Here is a 15,870-nt window from a genome sequence, read left to right as displayed (position 1 = left end):
CTCTCCCGGGCGCAGCATAGAGCCAGGGATGCCCGCTGCAAAATGAGGAACGTCACAGAGCGGCCAGGACTATCGGGCGCGGCGGAACGTCAGGTTGATGCGCCGGCGGCCGAGCCGAGCATGCTCGCCATCGGCGAGCGGCGCGACGCCGTGAAAGGCGAGCCGCGCCGGGCCGCCCCAGACGACGACGTCGCCATGGGCCAGCCGATAGCGTTGCGTCTTGTCGGAGCGCTTGAGGCCGCCGAACAGGAACGTCGCGGGAAGGCCCAATGACACCGAGACGATCGGCGCGCCGACGTCGCGCTCGTCGCGATCCTGATGCAGCGACATCTTGGCGCCGGGCTCGTAGCAATTGATCAGGCAGGCATCGGGCGCGAAGGCGGCAAAGCCTGCCTCGCTCGCCGCCTGCTCGGCGAGCTGTCGCAACAGCGGCGGCATCGCCGGCCACCTCTGTCCGCTGTCTGGATCAACGGGATCGTAGCGATAGCCGCTGCGGTCCGTCACCCAGCCGACCGAGCCGCAATTCGTCATGGCCACCGACATCTGGTGCCCGCCGGGCGTGATCATCCGGCGGAACGGCGCCTGCGCGGTGATCGCCTCGATCGCGGCCAGAAGCTCCGTCGCATGTGGCTGCGCAAAACCACGCAGCAGCACCGCGCCGGGCGCGAGCGGCTCGCGCGCCGGTCCGGCGATCTCAAATCCATCGAACAGATCCGTCATATGCTACTTCGCATCGTGAAAGATCACGCCGAGCGTATGCCGCCGGCCGGAACGCAGCCGGCTCACGCCATGACGCATGTTGACACGGTAGCTGCCGCGCGTGCCCTGGACCGGGCGATTGTGGACCGCGAACACCACCGCATCGCCCTGCCGGAGCGGCACCACCTCGGCGCGCGACTGCATGCGCGGCCGCTGCTCGGTCAGCACGAACTCGCCTCCCTCGAAATCGCGCCCCGGCTCCGACAGCAGGATCGCGACCTGCAGCGGAAACACGTGCTCGCCATAGAGATCCTGATGCAGGCAGTTGTAGTCGCCCTCGACATATTGCAGCAAGAGTGGCGTTGGCCGCGTCTGGCCGGCCTGATGACAGCGCGCCAGGAAGTCGTCGTGCTCGGCGGGATATTGGATGTCGATCCCCATCGTCGCATTCCAGCGGTTGGCGATCGCGACCAGATGCGAATAGAGCCGCGGCCGCAACTGCGCGATCGGATCGGGCAGCGGATAACTGAAATATTTGTACTCGCCGCGGCCGAAACCATGCCGCGCCATGACGACGCGGCTGCGGAAGTGCCGGTCGTCCGGATAGAGCGCCGCCAGGGCGCGGCAATCCTCCGACGACAGCAGCTGCGTCAACACGGCGCAGCCGCTGGAATCGAGATCGCGTTCGACCATCGCCCAATCGAGCTGGTCGATCCCGATCGCGGCGGGAGTATCGATGTCGAGCGCAGCCTGTTTGAGCCTGGTCATTCGGACATTCCAGCTGTCATTCCGGAGCGGCGCGAAGCGACGAGCCCGGAATCCATACGCACGGTCGTGGTTATGTATTCCGCGCCTGCGCGCAAGGGCGCGCATCCCGGAATGACGACAGTGTTACGGAGTGGCCAGCGGGGCACCACCCGATTTCCGGTAGCATCCATGTCGATGATACCGTAACGACGACAGGTTCCCATCCGGCGTCGGAACGCCGGGCTCTTTCCCTACTCAGCCCCGCACCACGCCCTCGATGCCCGCCGCGATCTCCAGCAGCTTGCGGTCGTGGCCGCCGGACTGCGCCAGCATCAGGCCGACCGGGACCTCGCCGTGGCGGTGCGCCGGCAGCGAGATGGCGCAGCCGTCGATCATGTTGATGAAGGTGCAATTGCGCAAAGCGCGGATGTTCTCGCGGGCGAAGGCCTGGTCGTCGGCGAGATCGGCGATGACAGGCGGCGCGTTGGCCGTGGTCGGCATCGCCAGCGCATCGTAGGGCGCGATGCGTGCAGCGGCGCGCTTCACCAGCGAGCGGCGCGCGTTGAGCATCTCGATGTAATCCGGCACGGTGATCGCCTCGCCGCGCATGATGCGGACGGACACGCGCGGATCGTAGACGTCGCCCTTGGCTGTCAGCAGGAAGCGGTGCCAGGCATAGCTCTCCGCGGCGGCGAAACCGCCCTTCATGCCGATCAGGCCGACGTCGAGGAACTCGGGGAATTCGATACGCTCGATGAGCGCCCCCTGCTTCGCCAGCGTCTGCAGCGCCCGCTCAAAGGTCTCGGCGACCTCGACATCGAGCTCGTCGAGCACGACCGTGGTGGGCACCGCAAGCCGCAAACCCTTCACCGGGCGCGACGCGAGCGGGCGGACCGGCTCGTCGGCCAGCACGGAATCGAGGACGGCACAGCAGGCGACCGTGTTGGCGAGCGGCCCAAAGCTGTCGAGCGTGGTCGACAGCGGCACGCCGCCGTCGAGCGGCACGCGGGCCTGCGTCGGCTTGTAGCCCGTGATGCCGTTGAAGGCCGCGGGAATGCGGCAGGAGCCGCCGGTGTCGGTGCCGAGCGCGCCATAGGCCATGCGATCGACGATCGAGACCGCGGCGCCCGACGACGAGCCGCCGGGCACATGGCCGACGTCGCGCTTCCAGGCGCTCTTCGGCGTGCCGTAATGCGGGTTGATGCCGATGCCGGAATAGGCGAACTCGGTCATGTTGGTGCGGCCGATCACGACGAAGCCGGCCCGGCGCAGCCGCGCCACCGCCGGCGCATCGGCCTCGGCCGGCGCGGAATCCTCCAGCGCCCTCGAGCCGGCGCGGGTGACCTGGCCCTTGATGTCGAACAGGTCCTTGATCGAGACCGGAATGCCGGCGTAGGGCGACGGCGCCGCATTGGCCTTGCGCAGCGCGTCCATGCCGTCGGCCGCCGCCAGCGCGGCCTCCTTGTCGACATGGATGAAGGCGCGCTGGCCCTCACCGGCGGGATCGGCGATCCGGGCGAGACACTCCTCCACCAGCTTGCGGGACGTGGTGCGACCGGCGGCGAGATCGTCGGCCAGCGCGGCCAGGGTCGGATTCGAAACGGTCATGGCATCCTATCGCGTGTCTGCGGCATCGGCCGCGATGTCCAGATCGAGCAGCGCGGAACTCAGCGACTTGCCGTGCGCATCCAGCGCGAGCGACCGGGTGACCCCGCCGCCGAGCGCCCGGCTCATCACGAAATTCAGCGCCGCAATGTTGGGCAGCTCATAGCGGACCACCTCGCCCTGGACAATGCCGGCGAAGTGCGCCTTCACCCGCTCGGCCGTGACTTGTGCGAGCAGCAGCGGGTAATCCTTGGGGTCGTAGGCGATGACCGAGATGTTCGAGGTGTCCCCCTTGTCGCCGGTTCTGGAATGGGCGATGTCACGCAGCTTCATCTCGGCTCCGATCATACTCCCAGCATCAAAGACCAATTTTCATCAGGCGGCAATTGCCGTCCAAACACCTCTGCGCCTCCCGGAGGGCCGCATGCGTGGCGTGATGGACCGTTGACGCGTCTGCGTCAAATGGCGCATCACGGATGCAAAGGAGCGGGCGACGGAGCCCGCCGCAGGGAGGATCAACCGGGATGGCCGAGCCTATGCGTGCACGCCCCAAACCGACACCCGAGACGCAGCATTTCTGGGACGGTACCCGCGCCGGCGAATTGCGGCTGCAGCGCTGCGACGCCTGTGCCCACGTCTACTTCCCGCCGCGCCCATTCTGTCCGGCCTGCGCCAGCCGCAAGGTCAGCGTCTTCAAGGCCACGGGCAAAGGCACGCTCTACAGCTACGTCATCAACCATCGTCCCCCTGCGCCCGGCTTCACGCCGCCCTACGCCATTGCCGTCGTGGCGCTCGAAGAGGGCCCGCGCATGATGAGCAACATCACGGGCTGCCCGCAGACACCGGAGGCATTGGAGCTCGACATGGCCCTCGAAGTCACATTCGAGAAAATGGACGAGCAGATCACCCTGCCCCTGTTCCGGCCGGCGAAAGGATAGCGCCATGCGTCGAAACCAGGTGGCCGTGGTCGGCGCGGCCGAGACCACCGAGCTCGGAATCATCCCGACGATGTCGCAGATCCAGCTGCATGCGGACGCGGCGCTGAATGCCATCGCCGATGCCGGGCTCAAGCTGTCGGACATCGACGGCTTCGCCACCGCGGTCGAGACGCCGCAGCAGATCTGTCATTATCTCGGCATCACGCCGACCTGGGTCGATGGCACCTCGGTCGGCGGCTGCTCCTTCATGCTGCATGTCCGCCACGCCGCGGCTGCGATCGAGGCCGGCCTATGCAAGACCGTGCTGATCACCCACGCCGAGAGCGGCAAATCGATGATCGGCAAGCTGCCGCGCTCGATCCCGCCGGACAGCCTGCAGGGCCAGTTCGAGGCGCCGTTCGGCGTCTACGGGCCGCCCAGCATGTTCCCGATCCCCGTGCTGCGCTACATGAAGACGTACGGCATCACCCATGAGCAGTTGGCGATGGTTGCCGTCGTACAGCGCGAATGGGCGGCAAAGAACCCGCGCGCGATGATGAAGGACCCGATCACCGTCGAGGACGTGCTGAACTCGCGCATGATCGCCTACCCGTTCCGGCTGCTGCAATGCTGCCTCGTCACCGATGGCGGCGGCGCGCTGATCCTGACCTCGGCCGATCGCGCCAAGGATTTTCCGCAGAGGCCAGTCTATGTTCTCGGCACCGGCGAAAGCGTGGAGACGCCGATGGTCAGCCAGATGGAGACGTTCAATTCATCGCGTGCCTTCAAGGTCGCGGGCCCCCTCGCCTTCAAGGAGGCCGGCATCGGCCATGCCGACGTCGACCATCTCATGATCTACGACGCGTTCGCGCATCTGCCGCTGTTCGGTCTCGGTGATCTCGGCTTCATGCCGCATGAGGAGACCGGGCCGTTCATCGCAGCCGGTCACACACGGCCCGGCGGCAAGCTGCCGCTCAACACCAATGGCGGCGGCCTGTCCTACATGCATTCGGGCATGTACGGCATGTATGCGTTGCAGGAGAGCGTGCGCCAGATGCGTGGCATCGCCCCGGCGCAGGTACCCGGAGCCAAGATCTCGGTGTGCCACGGCGTCGGCGGCATGTTCGCCGCGTCGGGGACGATCATCTTCACCAACGAGAGGTAACGACGCTCGCCGTTCCGGTCGCTTTCTTTCGTTTTGTCTTCATGGCCGGGCTTGTCCCGGCCATCCACGTCGTCCGGCGCCCTCGGAACGACGTGGATGCCCGGGACAAGCCCGGGCATGACGGAGCAACATATCGGCAGGCAGCCCGGCTGATCTGAGCTGTCTCGTCAAATGCAATAGCCCTGACGCAAACGGGGCAGGATGAACAGCACATCACGCTAAGGAGAGCCTCTCATGACCAAATCGCTCCAGGACAAAGTCGTCATCGTCACCGGCGCCGGCCGCGGCATCGGCCGCGAGATCGCGCTGCTGTGCGCCGCCGAAGGCGCCAAGGTCGTGGTCAACGATCCCGGCGTCGCCTCCGACGGCTCGGGCACCAGCGCAGCGCCGGCGGAGGAAGTGGTCGAGGAAATCAAGAAGCGCGGCGGCACGGCGGTGGCGAATTTCGAGAGCGTGTCCGAGGCGATCCCGGCCAGCAGGATCGTGAAGGCCGCCACCGACCATTTCGGCAAGCTCGATGGCGTGGTCAACAATGCCGGCATCCTGCGCGACATGATCTTCCACAAGATGAGCATCGAGGCGTTCGAAGCCGTCATCAAGGTCCACCTGATGGGGTCGTTCTATGTCGCTCACTCCGCCGCGCGGCTGTTCCGCGAGCAGGAGAGCGGCTCCTTCGTCCATTTCACCTCGACCTCGGGCCTGATCGGCAATTATGGCCAGGCCAATTACGCCGCGGCGAAGCTCGGCATCGTCGGCCTGTCGAAGTCGATCGCGCTCGACATGGGCCGCTTCAACGTGCGTTCCAATTGCGTCTCGCCGTTTGCCTGGAGCCGAATGATCGGCACCATCCCGGCGGAGACCGAGGCCGAGAAGGAACGCGTCGAACGCATGAAGCGGATGGGGCCCGAGAAGATCGCGCCCGTCGTCGCCTATCTGCTCGGCGATGCCTCGAAAGACGTCACCGGCCAGATCTTCGCCGTTCGCATGAACGAGATCTTCCTGATGAGCCAGTCGCGCCCATTGCGCTCGGTGCACCGCGGCGAAGGCTGGACGCCGCAGACCATTGCGGAGCATGGCATGCCGGCACTGAAGCCGTCGTTCTACAAGCTCGATCGTTCCGCCGACGTGTTCGGCTGGGACCCGATCTGAGATTTGCAGCGCGCAAAGTCCATTCGCAGCGCACACACTCTCAAGTTGTTTTTTATCGAGACGACCCGCACGTCGCCACGATTCTGTCGTATGGTCGCCTCCCAACAAAAAAATGGGAGGACACATATGACGACTCCACGACACGACGTCGCGCAGAACTCGCTGGTCGGAGCAGATGGCTTCGACAGGCGCAGATTGCTGAAAGGAGCCGCGGCATTCGCCGCTGCCGCGGCAACCGTGACGTCAGCATCGGCTGCAACCGTCACGCCCTTCGGCCAGACCGGGGCACCGACAATCTCGACAGATCCGCTGCCTCTCGGTCCCTTGCCGGGCAGCCGCTATCCGGACTCTCACCTGGAGTCGTCGAAAAAACCCAAGCTGTCATTCGGGCCGGCGGAGTTTCCTGCCTTCGCGGGCACGATGGCCGTAGAACGCGTCGCGACCGGAATGCGCTGGGCCGAAGGCCCGGTCTATTTTGCCGCCGGTCGCTATCTGCTGTTCAGCGACATCCCGAACAATCGCATCATGCGGTTCTCCGAGGACGATGGTCACCTCAGCGTCTATCGGCAGCCGTCGATGAATTCCAACGGCAACACCATCGATCGAGAAGGACGGCTGATCACGTGTGAACATAGCGGTCGGCGGGTCACTCGCACCGAGCTCGATGGCTCGATCACGATCATCGCCGACAGCTATAATGGAAAGCGATTGAATTCGCCGAACGATGCAGTGGTCGCGGCCGACGGCGCAATATGGTTCACCGATCCGGTCTACGGCATCGGTGGCTTCTATGAGGGCCTCAAGGCGGCGCCCGAGCAGGACAAGCACAATGTCTATCGGGTCGATCCGAAATCGGGAGAGGTCAAGGTCGTTGCCGACGACTTCGTCGAGCCCAATGGGCTCGCCTTCTCACCCGACGAAACGAAGCTTTACGTCATCGACACTGGCTTCACTGACGGGCCCGACAATCCCGCGCATATCCGCGTGTTCGACGTCGATCACGCCGCCGGCAAGCTGACGAACAGCAAGGTCTTCGCCGAAATGCCTAAGCCCAGCATCTCCGACGGCGTCCGATGTGATCGCGACGGGCGGGTCTGGTGCTCGGTCGGCTGGGGCGATCCGAACGAGGACGGCGTACGTTGCTATGCCCCGGACGGAACGTTGCTGGGCAAGATTCACATTCCGGAAACCGTCGCCAATCTGTGCTTCGGCGGCCAGCAGCGTAATCGGCTCTACATCTGCGGCTCGACGTCGCTCTATGCGGTCTATACGAGTGCGCAGGGTGCGCTGAAGCCCTGAAGATAGCGAATGGCGAATAGGGAGTAGCGAATAGACCCTCTATTCGCTACTCGCCACTCGCCCTCATCCCGTATTTCTCAACCCCGCCGAGATGCCGTTGATCGTTAGTTGAATCCCGCGCAGCACCTGCTCGTCCGGGTTCTGCGCGCGATGCTCCTTGAGCAGCTCGACCTGCACGTGGTTGAGCGGATCGAGATAGGGAAAGCGGTTGCGCACCGAGCGCTCCAGCAGCGGGTTGCCCTGCAGCAGCCGCTCCTGCCCCGTGATGTCGAGCAAAGTCTCGATCACCAGATTCCATTCGCGCCGGATGCGGCCGAAGATCTTTTCGCGCAGGGCCTCGTCCGGGACCAGCTCGGCATAGCGCGAGGCTATGGCGATCGAGCTCTTGGCGAGCACCATGTCCATGTTCGACAGCAGCATGCGGAAGAACGGCCATTCCTGATAAAGTTCGCGCAGGAACGGCATGCCCTGCTCCGGATTTTCCGCGATCCAGGTCTCGACCGCGCTGCCGAAGCCGTACCAGCCCGGCAGCATCAGCCGGCACTGCGCCCAGGAGAACACCCAGGGGATCGCACGCAGGTCCTCGATCGCGCGGGTTTTCTTGCGCGAGGCCGGGCGGCTGCCGATGTTCAAGGTCGCGATCTCGTTGATGACGGTCGAGGCCCAGAAATAGTCGACGAAGCCGTCGGTCTCGTAGACCAGGCCGCGATAGGCCTTGAACGCGAGCTCCGAGAGCCGGTCCATCGCGGTGAGATATTCGCGCTTCGGCGCCGGCTGCCGCGGATGCAGCAGGCTGGCCTCGAGCGTCGCGGCGGCGAGAATTTCCAGATTGTTACGTCCGACCTCGGCGTTGGAATATTTGCTGGAGATGATCTCGCCCTGCTCGGTGATGCGGATCTGGCCGTTCACCGCGCCGCCCGGCTGGGCGATGATGGCGTCGTAGCTCGGTCCGCCGCCGCGGCCGACCGATCCACCGCGGCCGTGGAACAGCCTGAGCCGGATGCCGTGGCGCTCGAAGATGTCGACGAGGCCGATCTCCGCCTTGTAGAGCTCCCAGCCCGAGGTGACGAAACCGCCGTCCTTGTTGCTGTCGGAATAGCCGAGCATGACCTCCTGCACGGCGCCGCGGCTGTCGACCAGGCGGCGGTAATCGTGCAGCGCCAGCATGCGGTCCATGATGCCGCTGGACGCCTGCAGGTCCTCGATCGTCTCGAACAGCGGCACGATGTTGACGGCGCAGCGGCCCGAAGGGTCGATCAGGCCGACCTCCTTGAGCAGCAGTGCCACCTCGAGCATGTCCGACATGCCCTTGCACATCGAGATGATGCACTGGGGAATCACGTCGGCACCGAACGTCGCGTGCGCCTCGGCGGCCGCGCGGAACAGCGCGAGCTCGCCGACGGTCTCGTCGCTGTACTTGACGAATTGCGACACCAGCGGCCGCGCATTGCGCAGCTCGCTGACAAGCAGGCCGACCCTGGCATCCTCGCTCAGCGCCATGTAGGACATGCCCGGCATCGCGGTGTCGATCAGCTCGGCGACGGTGCGCTCGTGCACCGCCGAATTCTGGCGGATGTCGAGCCGGGCCAGATGGAAGCCGAAGCAATCCACTGCACGCCGCAGCAGCCGCAGCCGCCCGCGGGCGATCACCTCGGCATTGTTGGCGATCAGCGAGTGATGCAGCACGTCGAGATCATCCTGCATCTGCTTGACGCTGTCGTAAGGCGCCACCGCCGCCACGGGAAGCCGGCTGATCTGGATACCGAGCTTCTTCGCCGTCGCCGCCAAGCGCGCATAGATGCCGGACACCGCCAGACGATATGGCTCGCCGCGACGATGCGGCGACGTGTCCGGCGAGCGCTCGGCCAGCGCACGCAGCTCCTCGGAGACATCGGCGAGATGCGCGGCGATGGACAGCTCGCTGCCGAGCAGATGCAGTTCCTCGAGATAGTAGTGCAGCGCCAGGCTGGATTGCAGCTTGAGCGTCCCGCGCATCACCTCGGCGGTGACGAACGGATTGCCGTCCCGGTCGCCGCCGATCCAGCTCCCCATTCGCAGGAACGAGGCGAGATCGCCTGCCACCTCCGCTCCGTCATTGAGCCGATCCTCGAGCGAGCACAGCAGACGCGGCACCTCACGCAGAAACGTGTAGTCGTAGAACGACAGGCCGTTGGTGACCTCGTCGAGCACCGTCAGCTTGGTCCGGCGCAGCAGGTTGGTCTGCCACAAGGTCAGCACGGCGCGGCGCAGCGCCTCGTCATTGGCCTCGCGCTCGTCCGGCGTCAACTGCATCCGCTCGCGGCGGTCGAGCAGCATCGCGATCTCCATCTCGCGATCCATCGTGCTCTTGCGCCGCACCTCGGTCGGGTGCGCGGTCAGGACCGGACTGACCAGCGCCGTCGAGAAGAACTTGCGCAGATCGGAAGCCTCGAACCCGGCGGATTTTGCGTGAGCGAGCGTCGCCGCCAGCATGCCGGCCCCGCCATTGGAGTCGCTCCTGGCACGCATGCGTCGGATGTTGTTCTGGTCCTCGGCAATGTTGGCGAGGTGCGAGAAATAGCTGAAGGCGCGGACGATGCGGACCGTCTCAGCCGTCGTCATGCCGTCGAGGATCTGCTCCAGCTCGCGCCGCGCCTGGCGGTCCTCGTCGCGGTGGAAGCGCACCGAGGTCTGGCGGATGCGCTCGACGAGGTCGAACAATTCGGCGCCTTCCTGGTCGCGGACGGTATCGCCGAGGATGCGGCCGAGCAGCCGGATATCGTCCCGGAGCCGCGCGTCCTCCTCCATGGCCTGCGCCTCGGCGGCGCGGTTGGGACGGATTTCCTCTGTCATGGCTTGCGGCGACATGGATGCGCTCTCCAGCAGCTGCCCATTTACGGGTCAGTCTGCCGTATCTATACCGCAGCGCAAGATCAAGAAAGAGGCGTCGCCTGCCCTATTCAATGTCGGTCTCGCCTCCTTTCGCCGCCAAGTGCGGGCCCATCATCATATTTTCCGCCCCGCCTGCTCCCAATGGGGATCGCGCAGCCGCCGCTTGAAGATCTTGCCGGAGTCCTCGCGCGGCAGCTTCTCGTGGATCTCGATGTGCTTGGGCACCTTGTAATCGGCCAGCGACGCTCTCAGCCGGGCCCTCATCTCCCCAATGTCAAGCGTCACGCCCGGCTGCGGCTCGACCACGGCCATCAGGGCTTCTCCGAACTCGGCATCTGGGATGCCGAACACGGCGCAATCATGCACGCCGGGCACGGCATGCAGCACGGCTTCGATCTCGGCGGGATAGATGTTTACGCCGCCAGAGATCACCATGTCGCGCTTGCGGTCGCACAGGAAGACGTAGCCCTCGGCATCCATGTAGCCGACATCGCCCGAGGTGATGAAGCCGTCGCGGTCGATCTCGGCACGCTTCTCCGGCTTGTTGTGATAGGTGAAATCCGGATTGCCCGCGATGCGCGAATAGATCTCGCCGATCTCGCCCTGCGGCAGGATGCGACCGTCCTCGCCGAGAAAGCGCAGCTCCGCGCCCGGCGAGACCTTGCCGACGGTGCCGGGCTTGCGCAGCGCGTCCTCGGAGGTCGCGAAGGTCACGGCACCGGATTCGGTCGAGCCGTAGAACTCGTAGATGACCGGCCCCCACCAGTCGATCATCGCGCGCTTGACGTCGGCCGGGCACGGCGCGGCAGCGTGAATGACATGGCGCAACGACGAGACGTCGTAGCGGCGGCGAACCTCCTCCGGCAGCTTCATCAGCCGGATGAACATGGTCGGCACCATGAAGATGGTATCGATCCGCTCTGTCTGGATGACGTCGAGAAACGCCTCCGGCTCGAAGCGCGGCATCAGCACCAGCGCGCCGCCGAGCCGGCCCGCCCGCAGGCCGAAGGCGTTCGGCGCCGAATGATACAGCGGCCCCGGCAGCAGCGCGCGCGCGTTCGGCTTCAGCCCGTAGATCAACGCGCGCATGCGCTCGGCCGAGGCGGCCTGCTCCACCGTCGGCGCATTGCGGCGGACGCCCTTGGGATGACCGGTCGTGCCGGAGGTGTAGATCATGTTCTGCGGCTGCGGCACCTGCGGCCCTTCGTAAGGGCTCTGCTGTGTCAGCCAGCTTTCCAGGTCGGTCGCGAACTCCGGTGTTGCGAGCAGATCCGCGTCGATCTTGTAGTTGGACAGGATCTCCGGCGGCGTCGGCACGCTGAGCACGGTGCCTCCAGGTGGAATCAGGCCGCGAAGCTGATGCAGCAGATCGGCGTGACCGATCAGCACCTTGGTCGCGGAGTCCTTGAGGATGTAGTCGATCTCCTCCGGCTTGAAGTGCCAGTTCACCGGCACGCCATAGGCGCCCAGCCGCATCGCGCCATAGGCCGCCTCGATGAAGGCGATGTCGTTGCGCATCAGCATGCAGACGCAATCGCCCTGGCGTACGTCGAGCTGCGCGAGGCCGCTGGCGATCCGCGCGGCGCGGTCGGCGATTTCGGCGTGGCTGCGCCGGCGCTCGCCGGAGATGATGCCGCAGAACAGGGAGGACGTTTCCATTTTCTTTGTTATCCGATCTGGCGTCGGTTTGAGTTTCCGCCATCAATCCGGGGCGATGCGCCGCGACAAAACGGCGGTGCCGTTTTGCGCGGAGCATCGAACTCAGGTGCGCAGTTGCGCACCGGAGAATCTCGAGATTCCGGGCCTGCTCCTTCGGAGCATCCCGGAATGACGGACTCAATCCGCAAACTTCGGCGCGCGCTTCTCGATGTTGGCGCGCACCGATTCGAGCTGGTTCGGGCTGCCGATCAGCTTCTGCTGCTCGACCGATTCGGCGAGCAGCGCCGGCCCCGGATCGACCGAGAGATTGTTCAGCATCCGCTTGGCGGCGCGGATCGCATCCGGATTCTTGCCGGCGATCTCACGCGCGGTCTCCAGCGCAGCCGCGCGCGGATCGGCGCAGATGCGGGTGACGAGGCCGTAGGACTGGCCTTCCTCCGGCGAGAACACCCGGCCCGTGTAGGTCAGCTCGCGCAGGATGTCGTCGCGCATCAGGGTGGCCAGGATCGGCGTGCCCGCCATGTCGGGCACCAGACCCCACTTGATCTCCATGATCGACATCTTGGTGTCCGGCGCGACGTAGCGCATGTCGGCGCCGAGTGCGAGCTGGAAGCCGCCGCCATAGGCGACGCCATGCACTGCAGCAATCACCGGCACCGGCAACTGCCGCCAGCCCCATACCGCTTGCTGCGCGAAGTTGGCCTTGCCGTGGGTGCGAATGGTGAGGTCGCGCTTCTCGCCGCCGGGTATGCCGTTGCCGCCGGAATCCTTCATCGCCGCGAAGCGGCCCATGTCGAGGCCAGCGCAGAAGGCCCGGCCCTCGCCGGACAGCACCACCGCCCGCAGGCCCTTCTCCTTCGACAGCCGGTCGGTCGCCGCGACCAGCGCCTCGAACATCTCCATGTCCAACGCATTCATCTTGTCGGCGCGAACCAGGCGAACATCGGCGACGCCGTCCTTGATCTCGATCGCGAGGCGGTTGTCCATCGAGCGGTCTCCCTACGGATGTCTTTGTGACTTTACAGAAGGCTGTCGGAGCGATTTAGTCAATCGACCAATTAACTCACAACATGTCAGGCGGAAACTCCCATGTTCAAGGACAATCTCCTCGAAGGTCGACGCATTCTGGTGACCGGCGGCGGCACGGGCCTTGGCAAAGCGATGGCTGCACGCTTCCTGCAACTCGGCGCCGAAGTGCATATTTGCGGCCGGCGGAAAATCGTCTGCGACGAGACCGCGACCGAACTGATGGACCTCTACGGCGGCCGTGTGACCAGCCATGGCGTCGACATCCGCAATGCCATGGCGGTGGAGGACATGATCGAGGCCATCTTCCAGGAAGGCGGTCTCACCGATCTCATCAACAACGCGGCCGGCAACTTCATTTCCCGCACCGAGGAATTGAGCCCGCGCGGCTTCGATGCCGTCGCCAACATCGTGATGCACGGCACGTTCTACGTGACGCACGCCGTCGGCAAGCGCTGGATCGCCGCGAAGCAGCCGGGCAACGTCGTGTCGATCACGGTGACCTGGGTGCGCAACGGCTCGCCTTACGTGGTGCCCTCGGCGATGAGCAAGTCAGCGATCCACGCCATGACGATGTCGCTCGCGACTGAATGGGGCCGCTACGGCATCCGCCTCAACACCATCGCACCCGGCGAAATCCCGACCGAAGGCATGAGCAAGCGCATCAAGCCCGGTGACGAGGCCGGCGCGCGGACCAAGGCGATGAACCCGATGGGTCGCGTCGGCACCATGGAGGAGCTGCAGAACCTCGCGGTGTTCCTGATCTCCGGCGGCTGCAACTGGATCAACGGCGAGACAATCGCGATGGACGGTGCCCAGGCGCTGGCGATGGGCGGCAACTTCTATCAGCTGCGCGACTGGAGCGACGACGACTGGACCAAGGCCAAGGAGTCGATCAAGGCGCAGAACGAAAAGGATCGCGCGACGCGCACGAGCTGATGGCTCAATCACCCTGTTGATCGGCGACCTGCTCCCTGTAGACTGATCGAGAGATGCTTGCTCCGGCGCAATCCGGGGCGAGGACCACGACAAGACATCGAACAAAGAACAAGACGCAATCGGAGGGGAAACATGTCCGTCACGACGGCAGCGTCGACGCTCGTCGACGTCGTGCGCAGGCAGGCGGAAGCGCTTGGCTCCGCCACCGCCTATGAGTTCGAAGGCCGCCTCACCAGCTTCGCCGCATTCGACCGCAAGACCAACCAGGTTGCCAACGCGCTGAAGGCGATCGGCATCAAGCCGCATGAGCGAATCGCCTATTTCGGCAAGAACAGCGACATCTATTTCGAGCTGCTGGTCGGCGCCATGAAGGCCAACGTCGTCATGGCGCCGGTAAACTGGCGCCTCGCCGGTCCCGAGGTCGCCTTCATCGTCGAGGACTGCAAGGCGCCTGCCCTGTTCGTCGGTCCCGAGTTCGTCACGATGATCCGCAACATCCGCGACCAGATTCCGAGCGTGCGGCACATCATCACCACCGAAGGCGGCGCGCCGGAATGGCAGGACTACACGGCTTGGCGCGACGCGCAGAGCGCCGACGATCCCGGCGAGGCGATCACGCCGCAGGACATCGCGCTGCAGCTCTACACCTCCGGCACCACCGGCAAGCCGAAAGGCGCGATGCTGTCGCACGCCAACTTCCTCAACCTCGTCAACACCGGCAATCCCGAGGAGAAGCCGGACTGGAATAAATGGACGACCGACGACGTCTCGCTGATCGCGATGCCGATCTTCCACATCGGCGGCTCCGGCTGGGGCCTGATGAGCCTCTACCACGGCGCCCGCGGCGTGATCGCGCGCGAGTTCGATCCCACGAAGATCCTCGACTTCTTCGAACAGTCCGGCATCACCAAGCTGTTCATGGTGCCCGCCGCGATGCAGTTCGTGGTCCGGCAGCCGCGAGCGCGGCAGGTCGACTTCTCGCGGCTCAAATACATGCTCTACGGCGCCTCGCCGATCCCGGCGGCGCTGCTGAAGGAATGCATCGAGGTGTTCAAATGCGGCTTCGTGCAGATGTACGGCATGACCGAGACCACGGGCACCATCATCGCGCTGCCGCCCGAGGATCACGTCGAAGGGCTGGAGCGGATGCGCTCGGCCGGCAAGCCGCTGCCGGGCGTCGAAGTCGCGATCATCGATCCCTCGGGCAACCCGCTGCCGCCGCGGCAGGTCGGCGAGATCGCCACCCGCTCCGGCTCCAACATGACCGGCTACTGGAACCTGCCGGAGGCGACCGCACGCACGCTCGGCAAGGACGGCTGGCTGCGCACGGGTGATGCCGGCTACATGGACGAGGACGGCTACGTCTACATCCACGACCGCATCAAGGACATGATCATCTCCGGCGGCGAGAACATCTATCCGGCCGAGGTCGAGAGCGCGATCTGCGACCACCCCGATGTCGCCGAGGCCGCCGTGATCGGCATTCCCGACGACAAATGGGGCGAGGCCGTCAAGGCGATCGTCGTGATGAAGCCCGGCAAGCGCGCCACCGAGACCGACATCATCAATTTCACCCGCACCCGCATCGCCGGCTTCAAGACGCCGAAGAGCGTGGACTTCCTCGACGCCCTGCCGCGCAATCCGTCCGGCAAGATCCTGCGGCGGAATCTGCGCGACCCGTACTGGGCGGGCAAGGATCGGCAGGTGAATTGATCAAGAACGAGGTGCTCGCTGAGACATTCTGGATCGCTTCGCCACGCTCGCGATGGCGTGGAGAGAGGGTACGCTCCTTCC

13 protein-coding genes are annotated in these 15,870 nt (G+C 65.2%); 6 read left to right on the top strand and 7 right to left on the bottom strand.

Features of this window, described 5'->3' with window-relative positions; genetic code table 11:
• Positions 1-69: 69 nt before the first annotated feature.
• The 4 genes from alkB to ACQR03_RS00495 all read right to left on the bottom strand — a co-directional run bounded on the left by alkB (position 70) and on the right by ACQR03_RS00495 (position 3,384).
• Positions 70-720 carry a DNA oxidative demethylase AlkB gene (gene alkB, locus ACQR03_RS00510; protein ID WP_315714921.1) on the bottom strand — a complete coding sequence of 217 codons (651 nt, stop codon included), beginning with the start codon at positions 718-720 and terminating at the stop codon, positions 70-72.
• Positions 721-723: 3 nt separating this feature from the next.
• Positions 724-1,467 carry a 2OG-Fe(II) oxygenase gene (locus ACQR03_RS00505; protein WP_315749205.1) on the bottom strand — a complete coding sequence of 248 codons (744 nt, stop codon included), beginning with the start codon at positions 1,465-1,467 and terminating at the stop codon, positions 724-726.
• 234 nt (positions 1,468-1,701) lie between these two features.
• Positions 1,702-3,054, bottom strand: a complete 1,353-nt coding sequence (locus tag ACQR03_RS00500; protein WP_315749204.1) for an amidase — start codon at positions 3,052-3,054, stop codon at positions 1,702-1,704.
• A 6-nt stretch (positions 3,055-3,060) separates the two neighbouring features.
• Complete coding sequence (locus ACQR03_RS00495; RefSeq protein ID WP_315749203.1) at positions 3,061-3,384, bottom strand: AtuA-related protein; 324 nt, start codon at positions 3,382-3,384, stop codon at positions 3,061-3,063.
• Between the two features lie 191 nt (positions 3,385-3,575).
• Between ACQR03_RS00495 and ACQR03_RS00490 the strand changes: the two genes are divergently transcribed.
• The 4 genes from ACQR03_RS00490 to ACQR03_RS00475 all read left to right on the top strand — a co-directional run bounded on the left by ACQR03_RS00490 (position 3,576) and on the right by ACQR03_RS00475 (position 7,581).
• Positions 3,576-3,989, top strand: a complete 414-nt coding sequence (locus tag ACQR03_RS00490) for a Zn-ribbon domain-containing OB-fold protein (protein ID WP_315749201.1) — start codon at positions 3,576-3,578, stop codon at positions 3,987-3,989.
• Between the two features lie 4 nt (positions 3,990-3,993).
• Positions 3,994-5,133 (top strand): thiolase C-terminal domain-containing protein, encoded by a 1,140-nt coding sequence (locus tag ACQR03_RS00485; protein ID WP_315749200.1) that lies wholly within the window; start codon positions 3,994-3,996, stop codon positions 5,131-5,133.
• A 234-nt stretch (positions 5,134-5,367) separates the two neighbouring features.
• Complete coding sequence (locus ACQR03_RS00480; RefSeq protein ID WP_315749198.1) at positions 5,368-6,282, top strand: SDR family oxidoreductase; 915 nt, start codon at positions 5,368-5,370, stop codon at positions 6,280-6,282.
• Between the two features lie 420 nt (positions 6,283-6,702).
• Positions 6,703-7,581 (top strand): SMP-30/gluconolactonase/LRE family protein, encoded by an 879-nt coding sequence (locus tag ACQR03_RS00475; protein WP_315714998.1) that lies wholly within the window; start codon positions 6,703-6,705, stop codon positions 7,579-7,581.
• 63 nt (positions 7,582-7,644) lie between these two features.
• Here the strand turns inward: ACQR03_RS00475 and ppc are convergent, their stop codons facing one another.
• From ppc to ACQR03_RS00460, 3 genes are all read right to left on the bottom strand, one after another.
• Positions 7,645-10,428: a phosphoenolpyruvate carboxylase gene (gene ppc, locus ACQR03_RS00470; RefSeq protein ID WP_315749197.1), complete on the bottom strand. Its 2,784-nt coding sequence runs from the start codon at positions 10,426-10,428 to the stop codon at positions 7,645-7,647.
• A gap of 138 nt (positions 10,429-10,566) precedes the next feature.
• Positions 10,567-12,111, bottom strand: coding sequence for an acyl-CoA synthetase (locus ACQR03_RS00465; RefSeq protein ID WP_315749195.1), 1,545 nt, complete (start codon positions 12,109-12,111; stop codon positions 10,567-10,569).
• A 177-nt stretch (positions 12,112-12,288) separates the two neighbouring features.
• Positions 12,289-13,098: a crotonase/enoyl-CoA hydratase family protein gene (locus ACQR03_RS00460; RefSeq protein WP_315749194.1), complete on the bottom strand. Its 810-nt coding sequence runs from the start codon at positions 13,096-13,098 to the stop codon at positions 12,289-12,291.
• Between the two features lie 102 nt (positions 13,099-13,200).
• On the opposite strand from ACQR03_RS00460, the gene ACQR03_RS00455 reads away from it, so the two are divergent.
• Together ACQR03_RS00455 and ACQR03_RS00450 are read left to right on the top strand one after the other, a co-directional pair.
• Positions 13,201-14,076: an SDR family oxidoreductase gene (locus ACQR03_RS00455; protein ID WP_315749193.1), complete on the top strand. Its 876-nt coding sequence runs from the start codon at positions 13,201-13,203 to the stop codon at positions 14,074-14,076.
• A 132-nt stretch (positions 14,077-14,208) separates the two neighbouring features.
• Positions 14,209-15,789: a fatty acid--CoA ligase gene (locus ACQR03_RS00450; RefSeq protein ID WP_434841563.1), complete on the top strand. Its 1,581-nt coding sequence runs from the start codon at positions 14,209-14,211 to the stop codon at positions 15,787-15,789.
• Positions 15,790-15,870: the final 81 nt, after the last annotated feature.

Origin of the sequence: Bradyrhizobium sp. HKCCYLS3070 (genome assembly GCF_051167575.1) — a bacterium.
Taxonomy (GTDB): domain Bacteria; phylum Pseudomonadota; class Alphaproteobacteria; order Rhizobiales; family Xanthobacteraceae; genus Bradyrhizobium.
This window is presented reverse-complemented; position numbering and strand designations above follow the sequence as displayed.

What these genes read in the sequence shown, in the direction of transcription:
- alkB (WP_315714921.1), bottom strand. Translation starts at nt 720, where the DNA reads ATGACGGATCTGTTCGATGGATTTGAGATCGCCGGACCGGCGCGCGAG.
- ACQR03_RS00505 (WP_315749205.1), bottom strand. Translation starts at nt 1,467, where the DNA reads ATGACCAGGCTCAAACAGGCTGCGCTCGACATCGATACTCCCGCCGCG.
- ACQR03_RS00500 (WP_315749204.1), bottom strand. Translation starts at nt 3,054, where the DNA reads ATGACCGTTTCGAATCCGACCCTGGCCGCGCTGGCCGACGATCTCGCC.
- ACQR03_RS00495 (WP_315749203.1), bottom strand. Translation starts at nt 3,384, where the DNA reads ATGAAGCTGCGTGACATCGCCCATTCCAGAACCGGCGACAAGGGGGAC.
- ACQR03_RS00490 (WP_315749201.1), top strand. Translation starts at nt 3,576, where the DNA reads ATGGCCGAGCCTATGCGTGCACGCCCCAAACCGACACCCGAGACGCAG.
- ACQR03_RS00485 (WP_315749200.1), top strand. Translation starts at nt 3,994, where the DNA reads ATGCGTCGAAACCAGGTGGCCGTGGTCGGCGCGGCCGAGACCACCGAG.
- ACQR03_RS00480 (WP_315749198.1), top strand. Translation starts at nt 5,368, where the DNA reads ATGACCAAATCGCTCCAGGACAAAGTCGTCATCGTCACCGGCGCCGGC.
- ACQR03_RS00475 (WP_315714998.1), top strand. Translation starts at nt 6,703, where the DNA reads ATGGCCGTAGAACGCGTCGCGACCGGAATGCGCTGGGCCGAAGGCCCG.
- ppc (WP_315749197.1), bottom strand. Translation starts at nt 10,428, where the DNA reads ATGTCGCCGCAAGCCATGACAGAGGAAATCCGTCCCAACCGCGCCGCC.
- ACQR03_RS00465 (WP_315749195.1), bottom strand. Translation starts at nt 12,111, where the DNA reads ATGGAAACGTCCTCCCTGTTCTGCGGCATCATCTCCGGCGAGCGCCGG.
- ACQR03_RS00460 (WP_315749194.1), bottom strand. Translation starts at nt 13,098, where the DNA reads ATGGACAACCGCCTCGCGATCGAGATCAAGGACGGCGTCGCCGATGTT.
- ACQR03_RS00455 (WP_315749193.1), top strand. Translation starts at nt 13,201, where the DNA reads ATGTTCAAGGACAATCTCCTCGAAGGTCGACGCATTCTGGTGACCGGC.
- ACQR03_RS00450 (WP_434841563.1), top strand. Translation starts at nt 14,209, where the DNA reads ATGTCCGTCACGACGGCAGCGTCGACGCTCGTCGACGTCGTGCGCAGG.